The 23,837-nt window shown below is 73.9% G+C and carries 17 protein-coding genes; 13 read left to right on the plus strand and 4 right to left on the minus strand.

The features are described 5' to 3' along the window. Positions 1 to 57: 57 nt before the first annotated feature. Positions 58 to 1,305 (minus strand): saccharopine dehydrogenase family protein, encoded by a 1,248-nt coding sequence (locus IG86_RS0123545; RefSeq protein ID WP_030821979.1) that lies wholly within the window; start codon positions 1,303 to 1,305, stop codon positions 58 to 60. A gap of 112 nt (positions 1,306 to 1,417) precedes the next feature. On the opposite strand from IG86_RS0123545, the gene IG86_RS0123550 reads away from it, so the two are divergent. Together IG86_RS0123550 and IG86_RS0123555 are read left to right on the plus strand one after the other, a co-directional pair. Beyond that, positions 1,418 to 2,125, plus strand: a complete 708-nt coding sequence (locus tag IG86_RS0123550) for a TetR/AcrR family transcriptional regulator (RefSeq protein ID WP_030821982.1) — start codon at positions 1,418 to 1,420, stop codon at positions 2,123 to 2,125. A 96-nt stretch (positions 2,126 to 2,221) separates the two neighbouring features. Next, positions 2,222 to 3,748, plus strand: a complete 1,527-nt coding sequence (locus IG86_RS0123555; RefSeq protein WP_078906008.1) for an APC family permease — start codon at positions 2,222 to 2,224, stop codon at positions 3,746 to 3,748. 19 nt (positions 3,749 to 3,767) lie between these two features. Here the strand turns inward: IG86_RS0123555 and IG86_RS0123560 are convergent, their stop codons facing one another. Next, positions 3,768 to 4,427, minus strand: coding sequence for a TetR/AcrR family transcriptional regulator (locus IG86_RS0123560; protein ID WP_030821987.1), 660 nt, complete (start codon positions 4,425 to 4,427; stop codon positions 3,768 to 3,770). A gap of 132 nt (positions 4,428 to 4,559) precedes the next feature. Here IG86_RS0123560 and IG86_RS0123565 point away from each other — a divergent pair, with 132 nt between their 5' ends. Continuing rightward, positions 4,560 to 5,678 (plus strand): serine hydrolase domain-containing protein, encoded by a 1,119-nt coding sequence (locus tag IG86_RS0123565; RefSeq protein WP_030899349.1) that lies wholly within the window; start codon positions 4,560 to 4,562, stop codon positions 5,676 to 5,678. 26 nt (positions 5,679 to 5,704) lie between these two features. Here the strand turns inward: IG86_RS0123565 and IG86_RS0123570 are convergent, their stop codons facing one another. Next, positions 5,705 to 6,280 (minus strand): hemerythrin domain-containing protein, encoded by a 576-nt coding sequence (locus tag IG86_RS0123570; RefSeq protein ID WP_063761562.1) that lies wholly within the window; start codon positions 6,278 to 6,280, stop codon positions 5,705 to 5,707. Positions 6,281 to 6,446: 166 nt separating this feature from the next. On the opposite strand from IG86_RS0123570, the gene IG86_RS0123575 reads away from it, so the two are divergent. From IG86_RS0123575 to IG86_RS0123585, 3 genes are all read left to right on the plus strand, one after another. Continuing rightward, entirely contained in the window at positions 6,447 to 6,713 is a 267-nt protein-coding gene (locus IG86_RS0123575) for a DUF4235 domain-containing protein (protein WP_030899351.1), read from the plus strand. 92 nt (positions 6,714 to 6,805) lie between these two features. Continuing rightward, the gene (locus IG86_RS0123580) at positions 6,806 to 7,345 is read left to right on the plus strand and encodes a GNAT family N-acetyltransferase (protein WP_030821999.1); all 540 of its coding nucleotides are present in this window, start codon (positions 6,806 to 6,808) and stop codon (positions 7,343 to 7,345) included. Positions 7,346 to 7,749: 404 nt separating this feature from the next. After that, positions 7,750 to 9,585 (plus strand): glycoside hydrolase family 15 protein, encoded by a 1,836-nt coding sequence (locus IG86_RS0123585; RefSeq protein ID WP_030822003.1) that lies wholly within the window; start codon positions 7,750 to 7,752, stop codon positions 9,583 to 9,585. Positions 9,586 to 9,611: 26 nt separating this feature from the next. Here IG86_RS0123585 and IG86_RS0123590 read toward each other — a convergent pair whose 3' ends face one another. Beyond that, complete coding sequence (locus tag IG86_RS0123590; protein ID WP_030822009.1) at positions 9,612 to 10,565, minus strand: alpha/beta hydrolase; 954 nt, start codon at positions 10,563 to 10,565, stop codon at positions 9,612 to 9,614. 646 nt (positions 10,566 to 11,211) lie between these two features. On the opposite strand from IG86_RS0123590, the gene IG86_RS0123595 reads away from it, so the two are divergent. From IG86_RS0123595 to IG86_RS0123625, 7 genes are all read left to right on the plus strand, one after another. After that, complete coding sequence (locus tag IG86_RS0123595; protein ID WP_078906010.1) at positions 11,212 to 12,927, plus strand: AfsR/SARP family transcriptional regulator; 1,716 nt, start codon at positions 11,212 to 11,214, stop codon at positions 12,925 to 12,927. A 155-nt stretch (positions 12,928 to 13,082) separates the two neighbouring features. After that, on the plus strand, positions 13,083 to 15,341 hold the full coding sequence (locus IG86_RS45100) for a TOMM precursor leader peptide-binding protein (RefSeq protein ID WP_030899358.1): 2,259 nt from the start codon (positions 13,083 to 13,085) through the stop codon (positions 15,339 to 15,341). Further along, on the plus strand, positions 15,331 to 17,265 hold the full coding sequence (locus IG86_RS0123605; protein ID WP_030899362.1) for a TOMM precursor leader peptide-binding protein: 1,935 nt from the start codon (positions 15,331 to 15,333) through the stop codon (positions 17,263 to 17,265). The genes IG86_RS45100 and IG86_RS0123605 overlap by 11 nt, the downstream gene beginning before the upstream one ends. 40 nt (positions 17,266 to 17,305) lie before the next feature. Beyond that, positions 17,306 to 18,871, plus strand: coding sequence for a SagB family peptide dehydrogenase (locus IG86_RS0123610; RefSeq protein WP_030822022.1), 1,566 nt, complete (start codon positions 17,306 to 17,308; stop codon positions 18,869 to 18,871). A 13-nt stretch (positions 18,872 to 18,884) separates the two neighbouring features. Then, entirely contained in the window at positions 18,885 to 21,644 is a 2,760-nt protein-coding gene (locus tag IG86_RS0123615; protein ID WP_051785357.1) for a lantibiotic dehydratase, read from the plus strand. Next, positions 21,641 to 22,723 (plus strand): lantibiotic dehydratase C-terminal domain-containing protein, encoded by a 1,083-nt coding sequence (locus IG86_RS0123620; RefSeq protein WP_385872548.1) that lies wholly within the window; start codon positions 21,641 to 21,643, stop codon positions 22,721 to 22,723. The genes IG86_RS0123615 and IG86_RS0123620 overlap by 4 nt, the downstream gene beginning before the upstream one ends. After that, the gene (locus tag IG86_RS0123625) at positions 22,720 to 23,820 is read left to right on the plus strand and encodes a metalloprotease (protein WP_030822037.1); all 1,101 of its coding nucleotides are present in this window, start codon (positions 22,720 to 22,722) and stop codon (positions 23,818 to 23,820) included. Before IG86_RS0123620 ends, IG86_RS0123625 begins: the two co-directional genes overlap by 4 nt. Positions 23,821 to 23,837 lie beyond the last annotated feature (17 nt).

Consider the following 23,837-nt stretch of genomic DNA (forward strand, 5'->3'; position numbering starts at 1 on the left):
GACAAAGACGCCAAACATGATCAATCCGGTTGCGTCCGGCGGGAGCAGCGGGCGCGATCAGTGGCCCGGGGCGGGAGTGGGCCCCTGTTCGCGTACCCCCCAGGGCGAGCCGTACGCCGTCAGCAGGTCGAGGAACGGCACCGGCGGCAGGGCCTCGGGGCCCAGGACGCCGGCCCCGGACCACGCGCCGGTCGCGAGGAGTTCGAGCGCCACCACCGGGTTTACGGCGGTCTGCCAGACGACGGCCTGGGAGCCGTACTCGCGCATCGACCACTGGTTGTCGACCACGTGGTAGAGGTACACCTCGCGCGGCCGGCCGTCCCTGGTGCCCTTGACCCAGGTGCCGGCGCAGGTCTTCCCCGTCATCCGGTCCCCGAGCGTCGCCGGGTCGGGCAGAGCGGCGGCGACCACGTCACGCGGCGAGACCCGGACCTCGGCGCCGTCCTCGCCGCGGACCGTGACCCGGGCGGTGGAGTCCAGGCCCAGGGCGTGCAGGGCCTTGAGCTTGCCGATGAAGTCGTCGCCGAGGCCGTACTTGAACGTCACCCGGCGGGCTCCGACCCAGCGCGGCACCAGGAGGACCTCCTCGTGCTCGACGTTGACGCACTCGACCGGCCCGATGCCCTCGGGGAAGTCGAAGACCTCCGGCTCGCTGAACGGCTCGGTGGTGAACCAGCCGCGCTCGCTCTCGTAGACCACCGGAGGGTTCAGGCACTCCTCGATCGTCGTCCAGATGTTGAAGGACGGGGCGAAGTCGTAGCCCTCGACGGTCAGGTTCGCGCCGTCGCGGATGCCGATCTCCTCGATGTCGTCGAAGAGTTCGTCGGCCGCGTAGCGGGCGAAGACGTCCGACAGGCCGGGCTCGACGCCCATCCCGACCAGTGCGAGGCGGCCCGACTTCTCCCATTCCGGGGCGCGCTCGAACTGCTCGTCGCCGAGCTTCACCCCGCACTCGGCGTGCGGGCGGTCCGGGTGCGGGCGGGAGAGGGACATGGCCATGTCGACGTAGTGGCTGCCCGCCGCCAGCGCGGCGTTGAACAGGGGCATCACGAAGCGCGGGTCGGTGGCGTTCATGAGTACGTCGCACTCGTGCTCGGTGAGCAGCCCGGTCACCGCCGCCTCGTCGGAGGCGTCGACGCGGCAGGCGCCGAACCGCTGCTCGTCGGCGCCGAGGGCCGCGACCGCGGCCTGCGCGCGGGCCAGGTCGTAGTCGGCGACGACGAAGTGGTCGAAGAAGTCACGACGGGCGGCGATCTTGGTGATCGCGCTCCCGACACCGCCGGCACCCACAAGCAGAACACGCATGTCTTGGTCCTTTCTCGGCGAGGCGTGCGCCTCAGGGGGCTGATGGAACCGGGCGCCCCGAGTTAAGGTCAATGGTGTTGGCATAAGACCGGGACGTGATGGAGGCGGGCCGATGGCGAAGGACGTGGTGCCGGAGGAGGCCCGCAGGCGGCGGCGGCCGACCCGCCGGGGGACGGTGCTCTCCGAGAAGCTGATCGTCGAGACGGCGCTGCGGATGGTGCGCGAGCACGGCAGCGCGGGCCTGTCCGCCCGGCGGCTCGGCGCCGCCCTCGGCGCGGACCCCAGCACCCTCTACCGGTACTTCGAGGGCATGGACGGCCTCACCCTCGCCATCGGCGAGGAGCTGATCGGCCGGGCGCTCGCCGGCTGGACCCCGACCGGCCGGTGGCGCGACGACCTGCGCGCCCTCGGGCTGCGCATCCACGGCGCCTACCTCGCCCACCCGCAGGCCGCCCTGCTGACCGCGAGCCGGGTGACCGGCCGGCCGCGCGAGATCGCGGCCGACGAGGCGATCCTGGGCATCCTTCGCGGGGCGGGCTTCGGCGACGAGGACGCGGTGCGGATCTACCACGCCTACATCGACCAGAGCCTGGCCTTCGCGGCGCTCGACGCGGGCCCGCTCGCGCTGACGGCCGAGGCCCGCGAGTCGGACGAGGAGCGGTGGGAGTCGACGTACGCCCGCCTGCCGGCCGACACCTACCCGAACATCGCGGCCACCGCCGGGCTGCTGGCCGCCCGCATGCCGCACAGCGCCTACCCGGTGGCCCTGGAGATGCTGCTGGAGACGGCGGAGCGGCAGCTGGCGGACTCCGGAGCCTGAGCCGGCAGGCTTATGCCAACACCATTGACCCTCTGGGCGGCGCACCGGTTTCCTCATCGCATTCACGCCCCGTTCACACAGCACCAGTGAGGGACCATGGTCGAAGACACCCCGCGGACGCCGGCCGCCACGCTCAGACCGAACGCGATCGGGTTCGCCGACGCCCTCGCCATCGGGCTCAACGCCACCTCGCCGGCGTACTCCCTGGCCGCGGTGATCGGGCCGATCGTCGCGCTGGTCGGCGTACACGCTCCCGGAGTGATGCTCGCGTCCTTCGTGCCGATGGTCCTCATCGCATCCGCCTTCCACTACCTGAACCGGGCCGATCCCGACTGCGGCACGACCTTCTCGTGGGTGACGCGTGCGCTGGGGCCCACGGCCGGCTGGCTCGGGGGCTGGGCGATCACCATGACCGGCGTCCTGGTCGTCGGCTCGCTCGCCGACGTGGCCGTGAACTTCGGGCTGCTGGCCGGCGGCCTGGACGCCCTCGCGGGCGACACCCTGGTCCGGCAGGCGCTGACCGTGCTGGTGATCGTGGTGATGGCGGCCCTGTGCGTACGGGACACGCAGGCGGCGGCCCGGCTGCAGAACGTCCTCGTCCTGCTGCAGACCCTCTGCCTGTTCGTGTTCGCGGCGGTGGCCCTGTACCGGGTGTACGCCGGCACCGCCTCCCTCGGCGCCGTACGGCCGGCCGCCGGCTGGCTCGACCCCTTCGGGGCCGGCGGAACGGCGCTGACCGGCGGACTCCTCCTCGGCGTCTTCGTGTACTGGGGCTGGGAGTCGGCCGTGAACCTCACCGAGGAGACGAAGGACCCCTCCTCGGCACCCGGCCGGGCCGGCATCTGGTCGACCGTCGTCCTCCTGGCCACCTACGTCTGCGTGGCCTTCGCGGTCGTCGCCTACGCCGGAACCGGCTTCCTCGCGGCGCACGCCGACGACGAGGAGGCCGTCTTCGCCTCCTTGGCCCACGAGGCCCTCGGCGGCTGGGACTGGATCGTCCTCGTCGCCGTCGCCACCTCCGCGCTCGCCTCGACCCAGACGACGATCATCCCGGCCTCCCGCACCGCCCTGTCCATGGCGCGCCGGCACGCCCTGCCGGGCCGCTTCGGCCTGATCCACCCCCGGTACCGCACGCCCGCCGTCAGCACCTGGTGGGTCGCCGGAACGGCCACCGTCTGGTACCTGCTCATCCACCGGATCAGCGAAAACGCCCTCGCGGACTCCCTGACGGCGCTGTCCCTGCTGATCGCCTTCTACTACGCCCTCACCGGCATCGCCTGCGCGGTCTACCACCGGCGTCGGCTGACCTCGGGAGTACGGGAGTTCCTGCTGATCGGGGCCGGCCCCCTCGTCGGCGCGGGCATGCTGGTGTGGCTGCTCGCCGAGGCGGTGGCCGACATGGCGGACCCGGCCAACTCCTCCGGCGGGGCCGCCTGGTTCGGCCTCGGGCCGCCGCTGGTCATCGCCCTCGGCCTGAGCCTGGTCGGAGTGCTGCTGATGCTCGCCCGCCGAGCGGCGTCCGCCACGTTCTGGGCCGAACGCCCCACCACCTGCCCGCCGCCCGCCCCGGCCCCGCACGAGACCCGGCCCCGCGAACCGGTCGCCGCGGCGCCCCGGGACTGAACCGGTCGCTCCGCCCCGGCTAGCCGGGGCGGACCGCGGCCTCGATGTGGGCGAGCTGGGCGGCGAGGATGTCGTCGAACGCGCCGCGGCGATCCGCCCCGAGGGGGCGGACGTCGCGGGCGAAGTGGGCCAGGGCCGGGAAGCGTTCGGGGTCGGCGCCCAGGACCGCCACGCGGAACAGCTCCATGCCCTGTTCGTGCTCCCCGGGGGTGACGGTGCTGACCCCGGCCTCGGAGGAGATCAGTGCGGCGATGAGCACCGCGAGCCGGTGGTAGCGCGCCGGGATCTCCTCGTCGGGCAGCCCCGACATGCGCAGGGCCTGCAGTACCTCTTCCATGACCAGCCGGGAGCCGGTGCCGCTCGATGCGTAGCGCCCCCAGACCGCGGCGAGCTGGGGCTGCCGCCCGAAAGCCTCCCGCACGTGCAGCGCCAGGGACGTGATGCGCTGCTTCCAGTCACCCTCGTGGCGGTAGCCGTCCATCGCGGTCAGAAGCACCCGGTCGGCGACCGCGCGCAGCAGTTCGGTCTTGCTGCGGAAGTGGCGGTAGAGGCTGCTGGAATCGGTCCCGAGGACAGCGGCCAGCTTGCGCACGCTGAACGAATCCGCGTCGCTCGTGCGCAGCAGTTCCGCCGCCGCGTCCAGGATCTCTTCGGTTGACCAACGCCTTCGGCCTGCCATTCGGCTCCTCTCGCCAGGTCCCATCCTAACCAATGCACTTGGTGTTGCACGCACCGCGTGCATAATGAGGACATGGGCCTGCCGGAGGTGTGTCGGCGGAGCTCACCCGGGGAACGCGAAAGGACGCCTGACGTGAAGAACCCACTGGATTTCGCGGCACTGGACGCGGCCGTCGAGAACGTGCACCGCGCCGGGATGCCGGGACTGTTCGCCGAAGTACGAGACGGCGACCAGGTCTGGCACGGGGCCGCCGGGGTGGCCGACGTCGACACCGGCCGCCCCGTGACCGCCGACATGCGCCACCGCGTCGGCAGCATCACCAAGACCTTCACCGCCGCCGCGGTCCTGCAGCAGGCCGAGAGCGGTCGGATCGGTCTCGACACACCGATCGGCCGGTACCTTCCGGAGCCGGTTTTTGGCGGACGCGGTGACGCGATCACGGTCCGGATGCTGATCAACCACACCAGCGGCCTCGCCGAGTACCTCCCGTACGCCTACCCCTCCCTCAAGGCGTACCCCGTCCTCGCGGACACCGGCCCCCAGAGCCTGGACGACCACCGACTCACCCGGTTCGACCCCGCCGAACTGATCGAGATGGGGGTCACCGCACCGCCCGTCGGCACCCCCGGCGGCACGCCGGGCGTGTACTCCAACACCAACTACCTGCTCCTCGTCCAGATCCTGGAGCAGGTGACCGGCACCACGGCCGAGCGGTACATCACCCGCAACGTCATCGAGCGCGCCGGACTCCGGGACACCGGATTCCCCACCGGACCGGACGTCGACGGGCCGCACTCGCGGCTCTACGAGGCGTGGTTCGGCATGATCGACCCGCCGCGCGACTACAGCGCCTACGACATGTCATGGGTGGGGCCCTCGGCCTCGCTGATATCGACCGTCTCGGACCTCAACCGCTTCTACGGCCTGCTGCTGGCCGGGGAGATCGTCAGCCCGTCGTCGTTGGCGCAGATGCAGCGCACCGTTCCGGTCGTCTCCCAGGAGGGGAAGATCATCGACTACGGCCTCGGCCTGCACCCGACGCGGGCCCCCGGCCAGGGCACCTTCTGGGGCCACGGCGGCACGGTCTGGGGCGGTGGAGCCCTGGCGATGACCCGTGCCGACGGCAGACGGCGGATGGCGGTCGCGGTGAACCTGCAGAGGTGGAACGGGCTCGACTGCGCCGGCAGGCCGCAGCCCCATCCCATCGACGACGCGCTCGCGACCCTGTACCGCGTGGCGATGTACGGCTGAGCGGGCAGCGCAGGGCGAGGGCCGGCTCATGCCCAGTTGTGGTGCGGGTACGGAGCGTTGGGGCGGGCGCCGGGCTCCGGGCCGGTGGACCCGGTGCGGGTCGTGACGAGGGCGCGGGCGTGCTCCACCAGGCCGGTGCGCGGGGTGGTGGGGTGGCCGGGCGATCGCGTTTTCGCCCGGCGGATGTTCTCGCCCATCCGCTCCAGGGACTCCTGTGCGCAGGCCTCCCGCAGGCGCGGGAAGAGGTTCTCCTCCTCGTCCCAGACGTGCGCGGTGACCTCGGCCCGGAGGGCCGCGACGAGCGGATCGAAATCCGGCCCGTCGGCGTCGAGCCCTTCGAGGTCCTTGAGGAGCTTCTCCATCCGGGCGTGCTCGGCGATCTCCCGGTCCGCGATGAGGTCGCCGTCCGGGAACACCTCGCGCAGCGTCGGGTAGAGGTGCTCCTCCTCGGTGACGGTGTGCCGGACCAGCTCGATCGTCAGCCGCTCTGCCGCCGTCTGCCGTTCCCCGGCCGGGACGGCCCGCTCGATGATGTCGAACGTCTCGTCCATCTCACGGTGGTCCGCGGTCAGTTCGGTGATGACGTCGACTGCGTGTGCCATGGCCCAACTCCTTCGTCGAGGGTCGCCCGCCGGCGCGGACCGCCGGCCGGCTTGCGCGTCTACCCTCGGTCGCGCCCGGCTAACGGCCGTCCCGCGCGTTAGCCGCGCGCCGGAGCGGGCAGGCGCCAGGGAGAAGCGAACGCGAACCCGTCTCGAGGAGGCACCGATGAAGGCTTCGGCAGTCGCGTACAAGCCCGTGGGGCTGGCCCTCGGCGCCCTCGGAGGCGCGCTGGCCGGCGTCGCGTTCAAGCAAGTGTGGAAGGGGCTCGGCCGCGAGGACGACGCGCCGAACGCCACCGACGAGGACCGGTCGTGGCGGGAGATCCTCATCGCCGCGATCCTGCAGGGCGCCGTCTTCGCCGCGGTCAAGGCGTCCATCGACCGGGGCGGGGCCGTGGCCGTCCGGCGGCTCACCGGCACCTGGCCCGACTGACGGCCGACTGACGGGCGACAGGCGGCCGACCGGCGGGCGACCGGCGGCCGACTGACCCGGCCGTGCGTCCACGGTGCGGTACGTTGACGTTCATGACGGGACTCGATCAAGTGGCCTGGCCGACCGCGCCGATACGGACCGAGCGGCTGGTGCTGCGCGAGTCCGAGGCCCGGGACCGTGAGGCGTTCGTCGAACTGTTCGCCTCGCCGGAGGTGGGCACCTACGTCGGCGGCTCCCGACCGCGTGCCGAGCTGGAGCGCTCGGCGCCCGAGGTGCCCGGCCGGCGTCCGGGCTTCTTCGTGATCGAGCTCGACGGAGCGATGATCGGCATGATCACGCTCGACCCGCGCGCCCCGGGTCGTCGCGGACACGTCCGTCCGGGTGGCGGGGAGACCGAGCTCGGCTGCATGTTCCTGCCGCACGCGTGGGGCCGCGGGTACGCCGCCGAGGCGTGCGGGGCGGCCCTCGACTGGTTCGCCGGCGCACTCCCCGGCGAGCCCGTGGTGCTGTGCACCCAGAGCGCCAACGACCGCGCGGTGCGGCTCGCGGCGAAGCTGGGGTTCGCCGAGGTGGAACGCTTCGAGGAGTTCGGCGCCGAACAGTGGTTCGGCGTCCGCACACCCCCCGCCTGAGGCGGCACCGAGGCCCCGTGCCGACCGGCCACGGTCCGTACCCGGGCGACCGCGTCGGCGGAGGGCTGCACCCGATCGGAACCCCCTGCTGGACACCGCGGCCGAGTAGTCCGAGCGCGCCGGGACCCGGGTGCTGCGGGGCCGCGGGACGACGCTGACACCGACTCGTTCTCGCCGGACCGTACTGGACGGCGCGGACGGTCTGCCGGCCCGTCACCGCTCCGCGCTGCTCGGCCGAGCAGCGCGGCAGCCGTCCGTGCCAGGGGCACCCCGCGCCGCTGGTCGGTGCTGCTCCCGGCAGATCTCGCCGCCACCGGGCACCGGCTGTAACGCAGGCGCAGCAGGTCTAGCATGAAGGGGGAGCTTCACTTCCTGGCCCGGGCCGCAGCGGCAGGGAGGCCCGCATGGCGTTCGACACCACTGGTTCCGAGCAGGCGTACGGCGGCCGGTACACCCCGATCTCCGACCACGGCCTGATCGGCGATCTCCGTACGACCGCCCTGGTCGGCACGAACGGCACCATCGACTGGTACTGCTGCCCGCGCTTCGACGCGCCCAGCGTCTTCGGGTCCATCCTCGACGCCGACCGGGGCGGGTCGTTCGAGCTGGCCGCCGAGGTCCCGACCCGCACCAGACAGTTCTACTTCCCCGACACGAACGTCCTGATCACGCGGTTCTTCGCCGCGGACGGGGTGGCGGAGATCCAGGACTTCATGCCCGTCGTCGACGAGTCCCGCGAGGCGGCCCGGCACCGGCTGATCCGGCGGGTGATCTGCGTCCGCGGAACCCTCCCGTTCAGGGCGCGGATCGCCCCCCGCTTCGGCTACGGCGCAGAAGCGCACACCACGCACCTCGAAGGCGGCACGGCGGTGTTCCGGTCCCCTTCACTGGCGCTCGCGCTGACTGCCACCGCACCCCTGGAAGCCGATGGCCCGGACGTCCGGTCGCACTTCAAGCTGCTCGAGGGCGAGTCCCACGTGTTCGCCCTGGACCGGATCGGCGACGACGTCCCGCCCCGGGCGTGCCCGCGCGCCGAGGCGCAGGAGCAGGCCGAGGCGACCGTCCGGTTCTGGCGCCACTGGCTGGCCCGCTCGCGCTACCACGGCCGGTGGCGGGAGATGGTGAACCGCTCCGCGCTGGTGCTGAAGCTGCTCACCTACGCGCCGACCGGTGCGATCGTCGCCGCACCGACCACCAGCCTGCCCGAGCAGATCGGGGGCGAGCGCAACTGGGACTACCGCTACGTCTGGGTCCGCGACGCCGCCTTCTGCGTGTACGCGATGCTGCGCCTGGGCTTCACCTCGGAGGCCGAGGCGTTCATGGGGTTCATCTCCGAGCGCGGCATCCTGCGGGGCACGGGCGAGACCGGTCCGTTGCAGATCATGTACGGCATCGACGGGCGCACCGACCTGCCCGAATACGAGCTTGCGCACCTGGAGGGATACCTCGGCTCCGCGCCGGTCCGGGTCGGCAACGCCGCCACCGGCCAGCTCCAGCTGGACATCTACGGCGCCCTGATCGACTCGATCTACCTCTACGACAAGTGGGGGCAGCCGATCAGCAGTGACCGCTGGGACGAGGTCGGTGCCGTGGTGGACTGGCTGTGCGAGCACTGGGACCAGCCCGACGAGGGCGTGTGGGAGACCAGGGCGGGCCGGCGGAACTTCGTGTACTCGCGGTTGATGTGCTGGGTGGCGCTGGAGCGCGCGATGCGCATGGCCAACCGCCGCGGTCTGCCGGCGGACCTGACCCGCTGGCGGGAGTCCCGGGACGCGATCTACCGGCAGATCATGCGGCGCGGCTGGTCGGCCGAGCGGGCGGCGTTCGTCCAGGGACTGGACGACCACGTGCTGGACGCGTCGCTGCTGATGATGCCGATGGCCAAGTTCGTCTCGCCCACCGACCCCAAGTGGCTCTCCACCCTGGACGCACTCACCACGGACCTGGTCTCCGACTCGCTGGTGTACCGCTACGACCCGACCGCGAGCCCGGACGGCCTGCGCGGCCCCGAAGGCACCTTCTCGATCTGCTCGTTCTGGTACGTGGAGGCGCTGGCCCGCGCAGGCCGGCTGGAGGAGGCCCGGCTCGCCTTCGAGAAGATGCTCACCTACGCCAACCACCTCGGCCTGTTCGCGGAGGAGATCGGCCCGACCGGCGAACAACTGGGCAACTTCCCACAGGCCTTCACCCACCTCTCGCTGATCAGCGCCGCGTTCAACCTCGACCGCGCGCTGGGCTGAGGGTCCGGGGGCGCCGGGGGTGCCGGTCAGGCCAGGGCCTCGCGCAGGGTGTCGACGGCGAGTCCGATGGCGAGGGTGGCCGCGGCGGTCTCGCGCAGGGCGTTCAGCATGACGAAGTCGTGGATGGTGCCCAGCGCGCGCAGCGCGGTGACGGGCACCCCGGCCGCCCGCAGCTTCGCGGCGTACGCCTCGCCCTCGTCGCGGAGCACGTCGGCCTCGGCGGTGATGACCAGGGCCGGCGGCAGTCCGGTGAGCTGCTCGGTGCCGGCCCGCAGCGGGGACGCGGTGATCTCCGTGCGCCGGAGCGGGTCGGTCGTGTACTGGTCCCAGAACCAGCGCATGGCGTCGCGGCGCAGGAAGTACCCTTCCGCGAACTGCAGGTAGGACGCGCTGTCGAAGGAGGCGTCGGTCACCGGGTAGAAGAGGACCTGCTGGACGAGTCGGACGTCGCCGCGTTCCTTGGCCATCAGGGTGAGGGCGGCGCTCATGTTGCCGCCCACCGAGTCGCCGGCGACGGCGAGGCGGTCGGCGTCGAGGCCGTGCCGGTGGCCCTCCGTGGTGATCCACTGCGCGACGGCGTAGTTCTGCTCGATGGCGACGGGGTAGCGGGCCTCGGGGGAGAGGTCGTACTCGGGGAAGACCACGGCCGCCCCCGCGCCGACGGCGAGTTCGCGCACCAGCCGGTCGTGGGTGTGGGCGTTGCCGAAGACCCAGCCCGCACCGTGGATGTAGAGGATGACGGGGAGCGGGCCGGTGGCGCCGCCCGGGCGGACGATGCGGGTGCGGACCTGGCCGGTGGGGCCGCCGGGCACGGCGATCCATTCCTCGTCGACGGGCGGCAGGGCGACGCCGTCGCCGCTCTGGACGTCGTCCACGGCCTTGCGGCCGTCGGCGACGGGGATCTCGTAGAGGAACGGAGGCTTGGCGGTGGCGTCGGCGAAGGCCTGGGCGGCGGGCTCCAGGACGGGTCGGCTCGACATGGTGGAACTCCTTGGAGGGAGGTGGCGGGCGGCCGTGGCTGTGGCGTTCAGGATCCCGCCGGCGGCTGCTCGCAGGCGGGAGACGGCCACCGGCGCGCCGGAGCGGAACCCGCTCAGCCGAGGAGGGCGAGCAGGGCGGCGTGTACCCCGGGCGGTGCCGAACACGAAGGGTGTCCGCTCTGAAAAGGGCGGGAGGAGGAGCGGAAGGGGCCGATGTCGGCGGTCCGGAGGGCGGCGGTCGCGGCGGGGATGAGGATCGGCCATATCAGTGGCGTGATATGCACCTTAATTGGATCACGACATCGTGCTTGGATGGCGCCGCCACAGTAATTCGTTTACCGCTTAACGGTTTTGACGAACCGGCGGTAACTCCTCGAAGCGTCCGGGTTACGGAGAAGGGAGAAAAGGTCGGCGGGAAGGAAATGTGCCATCCGTCGGCTCGACTTCCACAAGATCCGTTATGTAGTGTTCCAGTTATTCACCGCCCAACGGGGGGCGGACGGCGACTTCGGGATTGGTCCGGACTATTTCCGGCGTGTGACGGCCCCGCAGAACCGGCAGACCACCGCCCCCGCCACGCTCCCTATTGGGGGAATGCGTGTCCCGACACGGGGGATCAATCATCCGGTTCCAGCTTTTGGGGCCCTTGAGCATTGCGCACGGCCCCGAAACCGTCGTTCTCAAACCGTCCAAGCCGACCAGTCTCCTCGCCGCACTTCTGCTGCACCCGAACACGGTGGTGTCGACCACCTACCTGCTGCGCGCCGTATGGGACGAGGAACCGCCCGCCACGGCCCGCGCCGCACTGCAGACGTGCGTCCTGCGGCTGCGCCGGCTTTTCGCCAAGTACGGCATATCCGCGACCACGATCGAGGCCGTGCCGGGCGGTTACCGGATGCACAGCGACACCGAAACCCTCGACCTCGTCCAGTTCCGCACGCTCGCGGCAGGGGCCGGGGCGGCGGCCGGCCCGGGGGAGGAGCTCTACCGGCTGCGCGAGGCGCTGTCCCTCTGGCAGGGGCACCCCCTCGCCAACGTCGCCTCGCGCATGCTCCAGCACGATGCGGTGCCCGCACTCGAACAGGAGCGGCTGCGGGTGCTGGAACGGGTCTGCGACCTCGAACTCGCCGCCGGCAACTGCCATCAGGTCCTGGTCGACCTGTACGAGAGCGCGCGCCGGCACCCGGTGCGCGAACGCTTCACCGAGCAGCTCGTCGAGGCGCTCTACCGCACCGGGCGCCAGGCCGAGGCGCTCGCCGAATACCGCACGGTGCGCGACCGGCTGCGGGACGAACTCGGCATCGACCCCGGACCGGGACTGCGCCGCCTGGAACTCGCCATCCTGCGCGCCGAAGAGCTGGCGCCCGCCCCGCCGCTGCCCGCGCGCACCGCGGACGCGGCCGGAGCCCCCGCGCTGCCCGCCGGCGCGGCCGCGACGGCCCGGCCGCCCCGCGCGGTACCGCCGGTCCCGGCCTTCGCCGGGCGCGACGCCGACCGCAGGGCCATGGCCGCCCGGCTCACCGCCGCAGGCGGTCCGCGCCTGGTCGTCGTCTCGGGAGCGCCGGGCATCGGCAAGTCCGCGCTCGCCCGCCAGACCGCCCACGAGGTGCAGGAGGCCTTCCCCGGCGGGGTGTTCACCCTCCAGCTGGCCCGGCCGGACGGGACCCCGGTCGCCGTCGAGGAGGCGGCGCGGCTCCTGCCGGAACCGGCCCCCGGCCGCCGCCTGATCGTCCTGGACGGTGCGGCCGGATCCTGGCAGGTGCTGCCGCTGCTGCCCGCCGCGGAGGACGACGCCGTCCTCGTGACCAGCAGGCGCCAACTGGCCGCGGTCGTCGCCACGCACGGCGGCGCCGTGCACCGCCTCGACGTGCTCCGGCCCGCCGAGGCGTACGGGCTCCTCGCCGGGCTCGTCGGCACGGAACGGATCGCGGCGGAGCCCGCCGCCGCCCGTGAACTGGCCCGCGTGTGCGGGCACTTCCCGCTCGCCCTGCGGATCGCCGCGGGACGGCTGCTGACCCGGCCCGGCCTGTCCCTCGCGGACTGCGCGGCCTGGCTCGCGGAGGACCCACCCGTACGGCTGGCGCTCGCCGAGGACGCCGGGCTCTCCGTACCCGAGGTGCTGGGGCAGGCCCTCGACGCACTGGCCCCCGATCTGCGGGAGGCGTTCCTCCGGCTGGGCGCACGCGCAGCAGCCGCGGACCCGTCGGCCGGGGAGAGCGAAGCCGTACTCGAACAGCTCGTGGAGGCAGGGCTGTTGGAGGACGGACCGCCCGGCCCGTACCGCCTGCACGACCTGCTCCGCATCTACGCGCGTTGGCGTCTGCGCACCCACGAGACGGCGGCCCCGGCCGCACCGCGCTGACCCCGCCCGGCCCCGCCCGACCCGCACCGCCCGGCCCCGCCGCCCCGCACGCCTCTCCGCCCCGGACCCTCGCACCTCCCCGCCCCGGCCCCTCGCACCTCCCCGCTCCAGGCTTCCTCCCCGATCCCGCCCAGACCGCACCCAGGGGTGTTCCCATGGCCCACGCCAGCTACCGAGCCGTTGCCGAGACCCGTCCCCGGATCCGCCGCGACGTGCTGTTCACCGAGACGCCCGACGGCGTGCTGTTCCACAACGCGGACGGCGGCTTCCGCCTCACGGCCAAGTCCGCGTACCGCTTCGCGACGCTGATCGTCCCCCACCTCACCGGCGAGCACTCCGTCGCCGACCTGTGCCGGGGCCTCGGCGAAGCGCAGCGGGCGATGGTCGGCGAACTCGTCCGGACCCTGTACGAACGGGACTTCGCCCGGCCCGTCACCACCCCCGCCGAACCCGCGGCCGGACACGTGGCGCCCGACCCCGACGTTGCCCGCCGGTACGCCCCGCAGATCGCCTACGCCGACCACTACTCCGACGACGCCGAGGCGCGCTTCCTGCGCTTCCGCGGGACCCGGGTGGCCGTCCTCGGCGACGACGACGTCGCCCGCTGGTGCGCGTCGAGCCTGATACGCAACGGCTGCGCGGTCGTCGGCGTGACACCGGCCCTCGCCGCGCCCGCGCCCGGCACCCCCGTACCCGCCACCCCCGACCTCGACGCCGAGGTGGCCGAGGCCGTCGCCGACGGCTGCCCCGCCGAACTGCGCACCCTGCCGACGGCGGCGGAGCGGGAGCCCGCCTGGCCCGAACTGTCCGACTACGACGTCGTGGTGGTCACCGGCGGCCGCACCGCGCCCGCCCGCCTGCTGCCGCTGCTGCGCGCCGGCATCCCGGCCGGCCGCACCCTCCTGCCGGCCTGGTCCTACGGCGCCGACGCCGTCATCGGACCGCTCATGGCCGCCGGCACCCCCGGCTGCTGGGCCTGCGCCGCGCTCCGGCTCGGCGCCGCCGCCGGCCGCGACGGCGCCGCCGCGGCCGCGGCCGACCTGTGGAGCACCCTGGCCCTGCCCGGCGGGCCCGCCGCGGCCGGTCCGGAGCCCGGGCGGCCGCTCGCCGCGATGATCGGCAACCTCCTGGGCTACGAGGTCTTCCGCACCGCCTCCGGAGCGCTGCCCGCCGAGACCGCCGGCCAGGTGATCGTGCAGGACATGGCGTCCCTGGACGTCACGGCCGAGCCGCTCCTCGCCCACCCGCGCTGCCCCTTCTGCGCCCCGGACACCGAGGCCGCGCGCCGGCCCGTGGCCCCCGTGGACCTCGCCGAGGCGGGCACCACCGCCGCCCCGGCCCTGCCCACCCTGGAGACCGCACGCGCAGCGGACGCCCTGGTGGAGGAGCTGAACCGGCGCTCCGCGCTGGTCCGTCCCTACACCGGAGTCTTCACGCGCCACACCGACGAGCCGCTGACCCAGATCCCCCTCAAACTGGGCGCGGTCGAGCTCGGCCTCGGCCACACCGGCCCCCGGACGATCGCGGCATTCGACGTCCACCACGTCGCCGGGGCCCGGATGCGGGCGCTGGACGCGGCCGCAGTGGTCTACGCCGAGCACGTCGCCCCCGCGTACGGTGTCGCCGCCCGGGGCGAGAGCGCCGTGGCGGAGGGCTCGCTGACCGTCGCCTCCGGCCTGCCCGGCACGGCCACCGCATGGCAGCAGGCCGTGTCCCTCGTCACGAAGGAGCCCGCGCTCGTGCCCGCGGGCGCCGTCCGCCCCTTCGGCCCGCACAACGCCGACCGGCTCTTCGAACGCACCCGCGCCGGCGCCGGGGCCGGACCCGCTCCCGCCGACGCGGCCGCCGCGGGCCTGCTGTCCGCCCTGGCCCACGACGCCCTGCTGCGGGCCGTCCACGGCGCCGCGGCGGCGCCGGTACCGCTGACCGACGACACCCCCGACGCCGAACTCGCCTTCCTCGTACGGTCGGCGGAGCGCCTGGGGCTCCCGGTCGAGCTCCTCGACCTCGGCGAGGCGGCGCGCTCCGGCGTGCACGTGCTGCTCGCCCGGGCCGGGGAACGCTGGGCCGTGGGCGCGGCCCTGGACCGGCGGACGTCGGAGGCGGCCGCGCTGCGGGACCTGCTGGGCGCCGTCCAGTACGAGCGGGACGACGCCGCTCCCGGCGGGCCCGCCGACACCGGTGACCCGCTCCTGCCCGACCTCGACGCCCGCACGCTGACGACCGCACCCGGCGCCCGAACCCCCGGCCCGGACCGGGCCGCCGCCGATTGGTCCGAGGTGCTGGACCGCCTGCGGTCGGCGGGCCGCGACGCCTACGTCGTCCCCACCGGGACCCCTGACCTGGCCTCGGCCGGACTCCACACCGCCAGAGTGCTGCTGACCACCGCCCAGGAGCCGGGCGATGACCACTGATCCGCTGACGGCCCGCGACCCCGCCCTCGCCGGCGCCCTCGGCCCCGACGCGGCGACCCGCTTCGCCGCACGGCTGGGCCGCGCCCTCGCAGCGCTCGGCGGGCCCCCGGTCACGCTCGCCCCGCTCGGTGTCGGCGACGCCTTCACCCGGCCCGTCCCCTCGGCCGCCGACGGCGGGGCCGTACCCGTGCACCTGTACGGCCACCAGGCGGTCGTCGGGCCGTCCGGCGGCTGCGCCCGCTGCCTGGAACGCCGCTGGCAGGCGGTGCGGTCCGTCGCGCTCCGCGACGCCCTCGAACTCGGCGGCGGCACCCGGGCCGCGGGGGACTGGCCGTACGCGCACCCCTTCGCCGCCGACGCCCTGGCCGCGCTGATCACGGCCGCCCGGGAACCCCGCCCCGGCGCCCCCGGGCCCGGCGTCTTCCCCGACGTGCGGCTGCTGGACCTGCGGACCGGCCTGGTACGCCGGTACCCGCTGGTCCCCGACCCGGAGTGCCCGCTCTGCGCCACCCCGTACGAGGACACCGCCGAAGCGGCCGTGCCCGAACTGCCGCCCGCGCCGAAACACCGGCCCGGGGTGTTCCGCACCCGACCCGTCGAGTCGTACGGGATCGACGTGGCGGCCTTCGCGAACCCGCTGTGCGGGGCCCTCGGCCCCTCCCTCGTCCAGGACGTCTCGTCCACCTCCACCTCCGCGACCATCGGCTGCTTCTCCATGCGCTCGGGCGAGTACCTGCGCGAGACGTTCTGGGGCGGCCACACGGACTCCTTCGCGCGCAGCGCGCACGTGGGGGTCCTGGAAGGGCTGGAGCGCTACGCCGGGATGAGGGCCCGCGCCCGGACCACGAGCGTCACCGGCTCCCTCAGGCGGTTCGGCGCCGACGCGGTCGACCCGCGGGAGACCGGCCTCTACAGCGAGGCCTTCCACCGGGACAACCCGCGCGTACGCCCCTTCGACCCGGACCGGGAGATCGCCTGGGTGTGGGGCTGGTCGCTGCGCGACCGGGTGCCCCGCCTGGTCCCGGAGATCCTCACGTACTACCACGCCCCCGGTCTCGAGAACCGGTTCGTGCAGGAGAGCTCCAACGGGTGCGCCTCCGGCGGCAGTCTGGCCGAGGCCGCCTACTTCGGCCTGATGGAGGTCGTCGAACGCGACGCCTTCCTGCTCACCTGGTACGGACGCCAGCCGCTGCCCGAGATCGACCCGGCGAGCAGCGCCCGGACCTCGACCCGGGCGATGGTCGACCGGCTGGCGATGTACGGCTACCGGGCCCGGTTCTTCGACACCCGCATCACCTTCCCCGTCCCCGTCGTGACGGCGGTCGCCGAACGGTTCGACGGCGGCCCCGGCCGGATGTGCTTCGGCGCCGGCGCCGGCCTCGACCCCGAGTCCGCCCTGGCCTCGGCACTGTGCGAGATCGCCACGGACGCCGTCAACCTGCCCGGGCGCACCGAGCGCGACGAGACCCGGCTGCGCGCCATGGCGGCCGACTTCCAGCTGGTCACGGCGCTGCACGACCATCCGCTCGTCTACGGCATCCCGGAGATGGCCGAGCACGCGGACTTCCTCCTGCGCGGCCCCGGCCGCGAGCGCCCCCGGACCCTCGCCGAGCTGGAGTGGCCGGACGGGTGGGGCGCGCCCGCCTCGGACGACGTGCGCACCGACCTGGAGAGGTGCGTGTCGGCGGTCGCGGCCGAGGGGTTCGACGTCGTGGTCGTCGACCAGACGATGCCCGAGCAGCGTGCCCTCGGACTGCACACCGTGAGCGTCCTCGTCCCCGGGCTGCTCCCCATCGACTTCGGGTGGTCCCGGCAGCGGGCACTCGGCATGCCGCGGATGCGGACCGGCCTGTTCACCGCCGGTCTGCGCGAGCGCCCGCTCGACCCCGGCGACCTGAACCCGGCACCCCACCCCTTCCCCTGACCGGCCACCGCCGGCGTCCGCCCCGAACGCAGGAGGACCCATGGGCCACGCCCATGTCTACGCCCACGAGATCATGCACCGCGGCAGGGTGCCGATGGAGCCCGTCGACTTCGTCCCCGACTGGGCAGACCGGCCCCGCAAGGCCAAGTTCCATCCGGACGCCGAGACGTTCCCCCTGCCCCCCTCGCCGGCCGAGCCCCCGTACACGACGCCGCAGCGGCCCGCACCCGGCTTCACCCTGCCGCTGCTGTCCGGCCTGCTGAGGGACTCGTACGGGCTGACCGGCCGGCGCCTCGCGGTGCAGGCCAACACCGACCTGGCCGCGCTGCCGCACTACCGCCACGCGAACTGGTCGCGCGGCACGGCCTCGGGCGGCGGCCTCTACCCGGTGGCCGTCCACTGGGCGGCCGGCCCGGGCGGACCGCTGACCCCCGGCCTCTACCACTACGCGCCGCACCAGCACGGGCTGCGCCGGCTCCTGACGGGCGATGTCACGGGCGACGTGCGAGAGGCCCTCGGCCCGGGGACGGGCGCCGCCGGGCGGGCGACGCAGTACCTCGTCCTCAGCGTCAAGTACTGGCAGAACGCCTTCAAGTACAACAGCTTCTCCTTCCACGCCGTCAGCATGGACGTGGGCGCGCTCGTGCAGACATGGCGGCTGTGGGCGGCGCAGTACGGGCTGCGGATCGACCCGCTGTTGTGGTTCGACGAGGAACGCCTGGCCCGGCTGCTGGGCGTGGCTCCCGAGGAGGAGGGCGTCTTCGCGGTCGTCCCGCTGACCTGGCAGGGCGCGCGGGCGCCCGCCGAAGGCGGCGCGACGGGCGCCACCGCGCGCCACCGGGACGTCGAACGCTCCCGCCGCGTCATCGAGTTCGAGGCCCTGCGGCGCATCCACCGGGCCACCGCCGGCCGGGCCGCCGACCGTCCGGCGCCGGAAGCCCTGGACGCGGCGGCCGCCCACCCGCCGCGCGGCGCCGATCGGCTGCCGCTGCCGACTCCGCCCGCACCGCCGGCCGGCACCGGCCGCGCCCTGCGCGAACGCCGCAGCAGCTTCGGCCGCTTCGACGCCTCACGCCCGGTCGCGGCCGGGCAGCTCGCCGCCGCGCTGGCCGACTGCGCGGCCACCCGCTACGGGACCGAGGCCGAGCGGCCCGCCGGGCCGTCCCTCACCTCGCTGTACGCCTTCGTCAACCACGTCGAGGGCATCGCCCCGGGCGCGTACGCCTACGACCCGGCCGCGCACACCCTGCGGCTGGTCAAGCCGGGACCGCCCGGCCCCTTCCTCCAGCGCAACTACTTCCTGTCCAACTACAACCTGGAGCAGGCCGGCGCGGTACTCGTCCCGACGGTCCGCACCACCGCCGTACTGGACCGGGTGGGCGACCGCGGCTACCGGCTCGTGGGCGGCGCCGTCGGCGCCGTCGCGCAGACCTTCTACACCACGGCCGCGGCCTTCGGCCTGGGCGCCGGCGTGGCCCTCGGCTTCGACAACATCGCGTACATCGAGGAGCTGGGGCTGACCGGCACCGACGAGGCCCCCCTGCTGATCATGCTGCTCGGCCGTGAACGCCCGCGGCCGGCCGACTTCCGCCACGAGATCGCCTGAAGGGAGCGGCACGATGGACACCACCGAGTGGCACGCGGGCGACCGCTTCATGCTGCGCGTCGCAGGACTCGCCCTGTCCGAGGTCGAAGCCCTGCGCGCCGACGGCACCCGCGGCTGGGCCGATGACGTCCTCACCGCCGAGACGGGCCTGCGCCAGGGCGCCCAGCGGCTGGAGGACGTACTGCACGCCGCCGTCGGCGCCACCGACCCGGCACCGGACGGACCGGGCGCGGCCCAGCGCCGCGCACTGCTGAGGCTGCGCCGCCAGATCCACAACGACCGGCTGCCGGCCCGGCCGGACGCCTCGACGGAGACCGCCGTGGAGGCCGTCGCCACCGTGGACGAGTGCGCCGCCGAGCAGCTCGCCGGCTGGCTGCACCGGCGCCGTCTGCTGGACAAGCTGCTGGCGCAGGGGCCGTCGCTGCTCACCGCCGACCTGGCGCGCAACCGGGCCGCCCTGCGCGCGCTGGTCGCCGACGAGCGCCTGCGCCGCGGCCTGCTGCTCGCCTCACCGGTGCTCGAAGGGCAGCTCGACGGATACGCCCGCGCCGAAGGGGCGCAGAACGGGCGGACCCGCAAGGCCGAGCGGTCCCTCCTGTCGTACGTGTACCGCACGGCCTGCAAGACGAGCCCGTTCAGCACCCTCACCGCCGTGGCCACCGCACGCTTCACGGACGCCCCCGACGAGGGCGGGCCCGGCGCGGTGCGGGTGGCCGACGCGTGGAGCAGCCACGTACGGCTCAACGTCGTGGTGCTGGCCCGGCTCGCCGAGCTGATCCTGGCCGACCCCGTGCGCCGCCGGGACCTTCCGCTGCGCCTTGCCTCCGGCTGGGGCCGCGAGGACGACCGGATCCGCTACGTACGGCGCTCCGTGACGGCGGGCGACGACGCGGCCGCGGTCACCTTCGACGCCGTCGAGGACCGGCTGTTCTTCCTGCGCCGCAGCGGCACCCTCGACCGGCTCCTCGCCCTGTTCGCCGAGCGCCCCGAGCTGCGCCACCGGGAACTGACCGACTGGCTCGCGGCCGAGCACGCCGCCGGCCCCGCGCAGTGCGAGGCGTACGTCCGCGCCCTCCTCCAGCTCGGCATGGTGCGCGTGCCCCTCCTCGACACCGAGGTGCACAGCCACGACCCGCTGCGCTCCTTCCGGCAGGCGCTGACCTCGCTGGAGCGGCCCTGGGCCGACCGGCTGGCCGCCCTGCTCGAAGCGCCAGCCGCCGCCCTGGCCGGCTACCCGGCCGCGGGGCGGGCGGAACGGGCCGACCTGCTGCGGGTCCTGCGCGGCGGACTGCACCGCGCCCAGGAGGAGCTGGGCGCCCCGGACGCGGCCCTGCCGCAGACCCTGCTGTACGAGGACGTCAGCGCCGGCAGCGAGCTGTCCTGCCCGCCCCGCGACTGGACCGCGCTGCGGTCGGTCGAGCGGATCCTGCCCGCCTTCGACCTCACCCTGGCCCAGCGGATCACCTTCGAGGGCTTCTTCACCGCGCGCTACGGCGCCGGGGGCCGCTGCGAGGACCTCCTCGGGCTGGTGCACGACTTCCACGAGGACTTCTTCGACCAGTACCTGTCGTTCACCGCACGGCGAAAGCCCTTCGACGAACGCGGCGAGTACGTCGCGGAGGAGAACTGGCTGGGCCTGCCGGGCATCCGCGCCCTGGACGCGGCACGCCGCACGTTCATCGACCGGATGCGGCAGGCCTGGGCGGCGTACGAGGCCGGGCACGGAGGCGACGGGACGGCCGTCCTGCGCCTCGGCGAACCGGACCTCGCCGCGGTCGCGGAGGAACTCGCCCCGATCGCACCGCGGTTCGCACCGCGCTGCCACCACCTCCAGCTCGGCCGCGATCCCGCCGAGGGCACCCCACTGACCGTGCTGAACCGCTCGTACGGCGGGCTGTCCTTCCCCTTCAGCCGCTTCACCCACGTGTACGACGGGACGGGCGCGGACCTCTCCGACGCCCTGCGCGCCACGGCGGACCGGATCACCCCGCCCGGAGCGGTCCTCGCCGAGGTCACCGGCGGCCCCGTCACCACCAACCTCAACCTGCACGGCCGGCTGACCGGCCACGAGATCGTCTGCCCCGGCGAGAGCGGCACCCTCCCGCCGGAGCGCCGGCTGCACCTGGACGACCTGTACGCCGAGCACGTGCCCGCGACCGGACGCGTGGTGCTGCGCTCGCGCCGGCTGGGCCGGGAGGTGATCCCCGTCTACCTCGGCTACCTGGTGCCGCTCGCGCTGCCCGCGATCCCGCGCACGCTCCTGCTGCTGTCCCCGTCGTCGATGTCACCGCTCGACGTGTGGGCGGGCGTACCGGAGGGTGCCGCGCGCGACAACGTGACCACCCGGCCCAGGGTGGTCCACGGCGACGTCGTGCTGAGCCGCCGCAGCTGGACCACCACCGCCGGCGACCTGCCCGTACGGGGGGCGCGGGAGGCCGGGCACTTCCTCGACTGGCAGCGCTGGCGCCGCACCCACGGCCTGCCCGAGCAGGTGTTCGCGACCGTGTCGGCCGGCCCCTCGGCCGCCGGGGCCAAGCCGACCTACGTCGATTTCGCGAGCCTCCTCTCGCTCGCGGCCTTCGAGACGCTGCTGCGCGACCCGGCCCACCGGGTCGTCTTCCGCGAGATGCTCCCCGACCCCGAAGGCCTGCACGTGCACTCGGCGCGCGGCGCGCACGTCGCCGAACTGGCCGTCGAGACCTTCACCACCACCACCGTCCGGGACGAAGCAGACCCGGAAGACCAGGAAGGCGGCACGCGATGTCCGAGATGACCCCGTCCACCACCGGCGCGCGCGCCGACACCCGAGGTGCCTGGCAGGCCCTGCACGTCTTCTACGCGGCCAACCCGCAGCCCCTGCTGGTGCAGTGCGTCCGCCCGCTGATCGCCGGACTCACCGCCGACGGGCTGCTCGCCGGGCACTTCTTCATCAACTACTGGCTGGAGGGCCCGCACGTGCGGCTGCGGCTGCGCCCCGCCACGCCGGAGGCGGAGAGCGAGGTGCGGCGCCGCGCCGAGGAGGCCGTCGCCGGCTTCCTCAAGGCCCGCCCGGCCCTCTACGAGGTCGATTCCGGATTCCTCAACGAGTTCTACAACACGCTGTTCGACATCGAGTTCCCCGAGGGCGACCGGGCCGCCTTCATGGGGTCCGACGGCCGGATGAACCTGCGGCCGAACAATTCGTACTCCCGCGAGCCGTACGAGCCCGAATACGGAAAGTACGGCGGCCCCGCCGGCGTCGAACTCGCCGAATGGCATTTCGCCCGCTCCAGCGATCTGGTCATCGACGCACTGCACCGCATGAACCTGCACCTGCGCACCGTCCTGCTGGGCACCTCCGCCCAGCTGATGATGGTCATGGCGGGCGTCTTCCTGCCCGACCGCGAGGAACTCGCCGGATATCTCGACCGGTACTACGAGTTCTGGCACGAGGCCTTTCCCGGCACCGGGTTCATCGGTTCCGAGGAGTACGACCGGACCTACGGGCAGACCGCACCCGGGCTCGGCCGCCGCTTCGCGGCCGTGCGCGGTGCGCTCGCCTCCGGCGAGAGCGGCCGGCTCCCGGCCTTCCTCGCCGGGTGGGCGGACCACTGCCACGAGCTGCGGGAGCGCGCCGAGTCGCTCGCCGTCGACGGCGACCTGGTCTTCCGTTCCTGGGACGGCACCCGCGACGAGCGGGTGACGGACCCCGACGAAGCCCTGCCGCTGTTGCTCTCTCCGTACATGCACATGACCAACAACCGGCTGCACGTGACCATCCGCGACGAGGCCTACCTGGCGCACCTGCTGGGCCGGGTGCTGCGCGAGGGCGGGGGCGAGGTCCCGGCCGACGGTGGGGCGGTCACCGCATGACCGGGCTGCTGGGCCACCGGCCCGCCCTGCGCCCGGAGGTCCTGCTGTCCCCGCCGCTCCTCGACGGACCGGCCACCGTCCACCTGGTCAAGGACCCGGTGTCCGGAGCCTCGTTCGAGATCGGTCCCAAGGAACACTTCCTCGTCTCACGGCTGGACGGCACCCGCAGCCTGGCGGAGATCGGCACCGAATACGGCCACGCCTTCGGACGCAGGCTCGGCGAGGGCAACTGGCAGCAGCTCCTCGCCCTCCTCGGCAGCCGTCGGCTGCTCGCCGGCGGCCCGCCGCCGTCCGCGCCCGCCCCGCCCGGCGGGCCGCTCCGGGGCGGCCTGCTGCGCGGCACGCTGCGCCTGGTCGCGGACGCCGACGCCACGACGGCCCGGCTGCACCGCGCGCTGCGCCCGCTCCTGCGCCCGGCGGTGCTCGGGGCACTGCTGCTCGGCTGCCTCGCCATGGAGACCGCCCTCGCCGTGTCCCTCGGTGAACTCCTCTCCGCCTTCGGGTGGTTGCTGCGCCATCCGGTGCCGCTGCTGGCCGTGGCCACCCTGATGTGGCTGAGCACGGCCCTGCACGAGTTCGCGCACGGTGTGGCCGCCCGCCACGTCGGTGGGACCGTCGGCGAGATCGGCCTGCGCTGGCGGCTGCCCGTCGCCATCATGTACTGCACCGTCGACAACTACCGCTTCCTGGAACGGCGTCGGCACCAGCTGGCGGTGGCCTCCGCGGGAGCCTTCGCCAACCTGCTGTTCCTGCTGCCGTTCGCCGCCTGGTGGGCGGCGCTGCCCCCGGGCGACGACCCCACCCGGCGGACGCTCGCCGCGCTGCTGCTCATCGGCAGCGCCCAGGCGCTCGTCAACCTGATCCCGCTGCCCCCGCTGGACGGCTACACGATGCTCGGCCACGGCCTGCGCGTCACACGCCTGGCGCCCGCCAGTTCCGGGTACCTCCGGCTTCGGATGCGCGACCGGACGGCCGCCGCCGCGTACCCGCCCCGCGCCCGAAGGCTCTACCTCGGATACGCCGTCGGCTCCGCCGTCCTCGTCCTGCTGCTGGCGGCCGGCCTCACGGGAGCCGTCTGGTACGCCGCCACCGCCTGAACCCACCACAGCCCGAA

The organism is Streptomyces virginiae (assembly GCF_000720455.1).
GTDB classification, from domain to species: domain Bacteria; phylum Actinomycetota; class Actinomycetes; order Streptomycetales; family Streptomycetaceae; genus Streptomyces; species Streptomyces virginiae.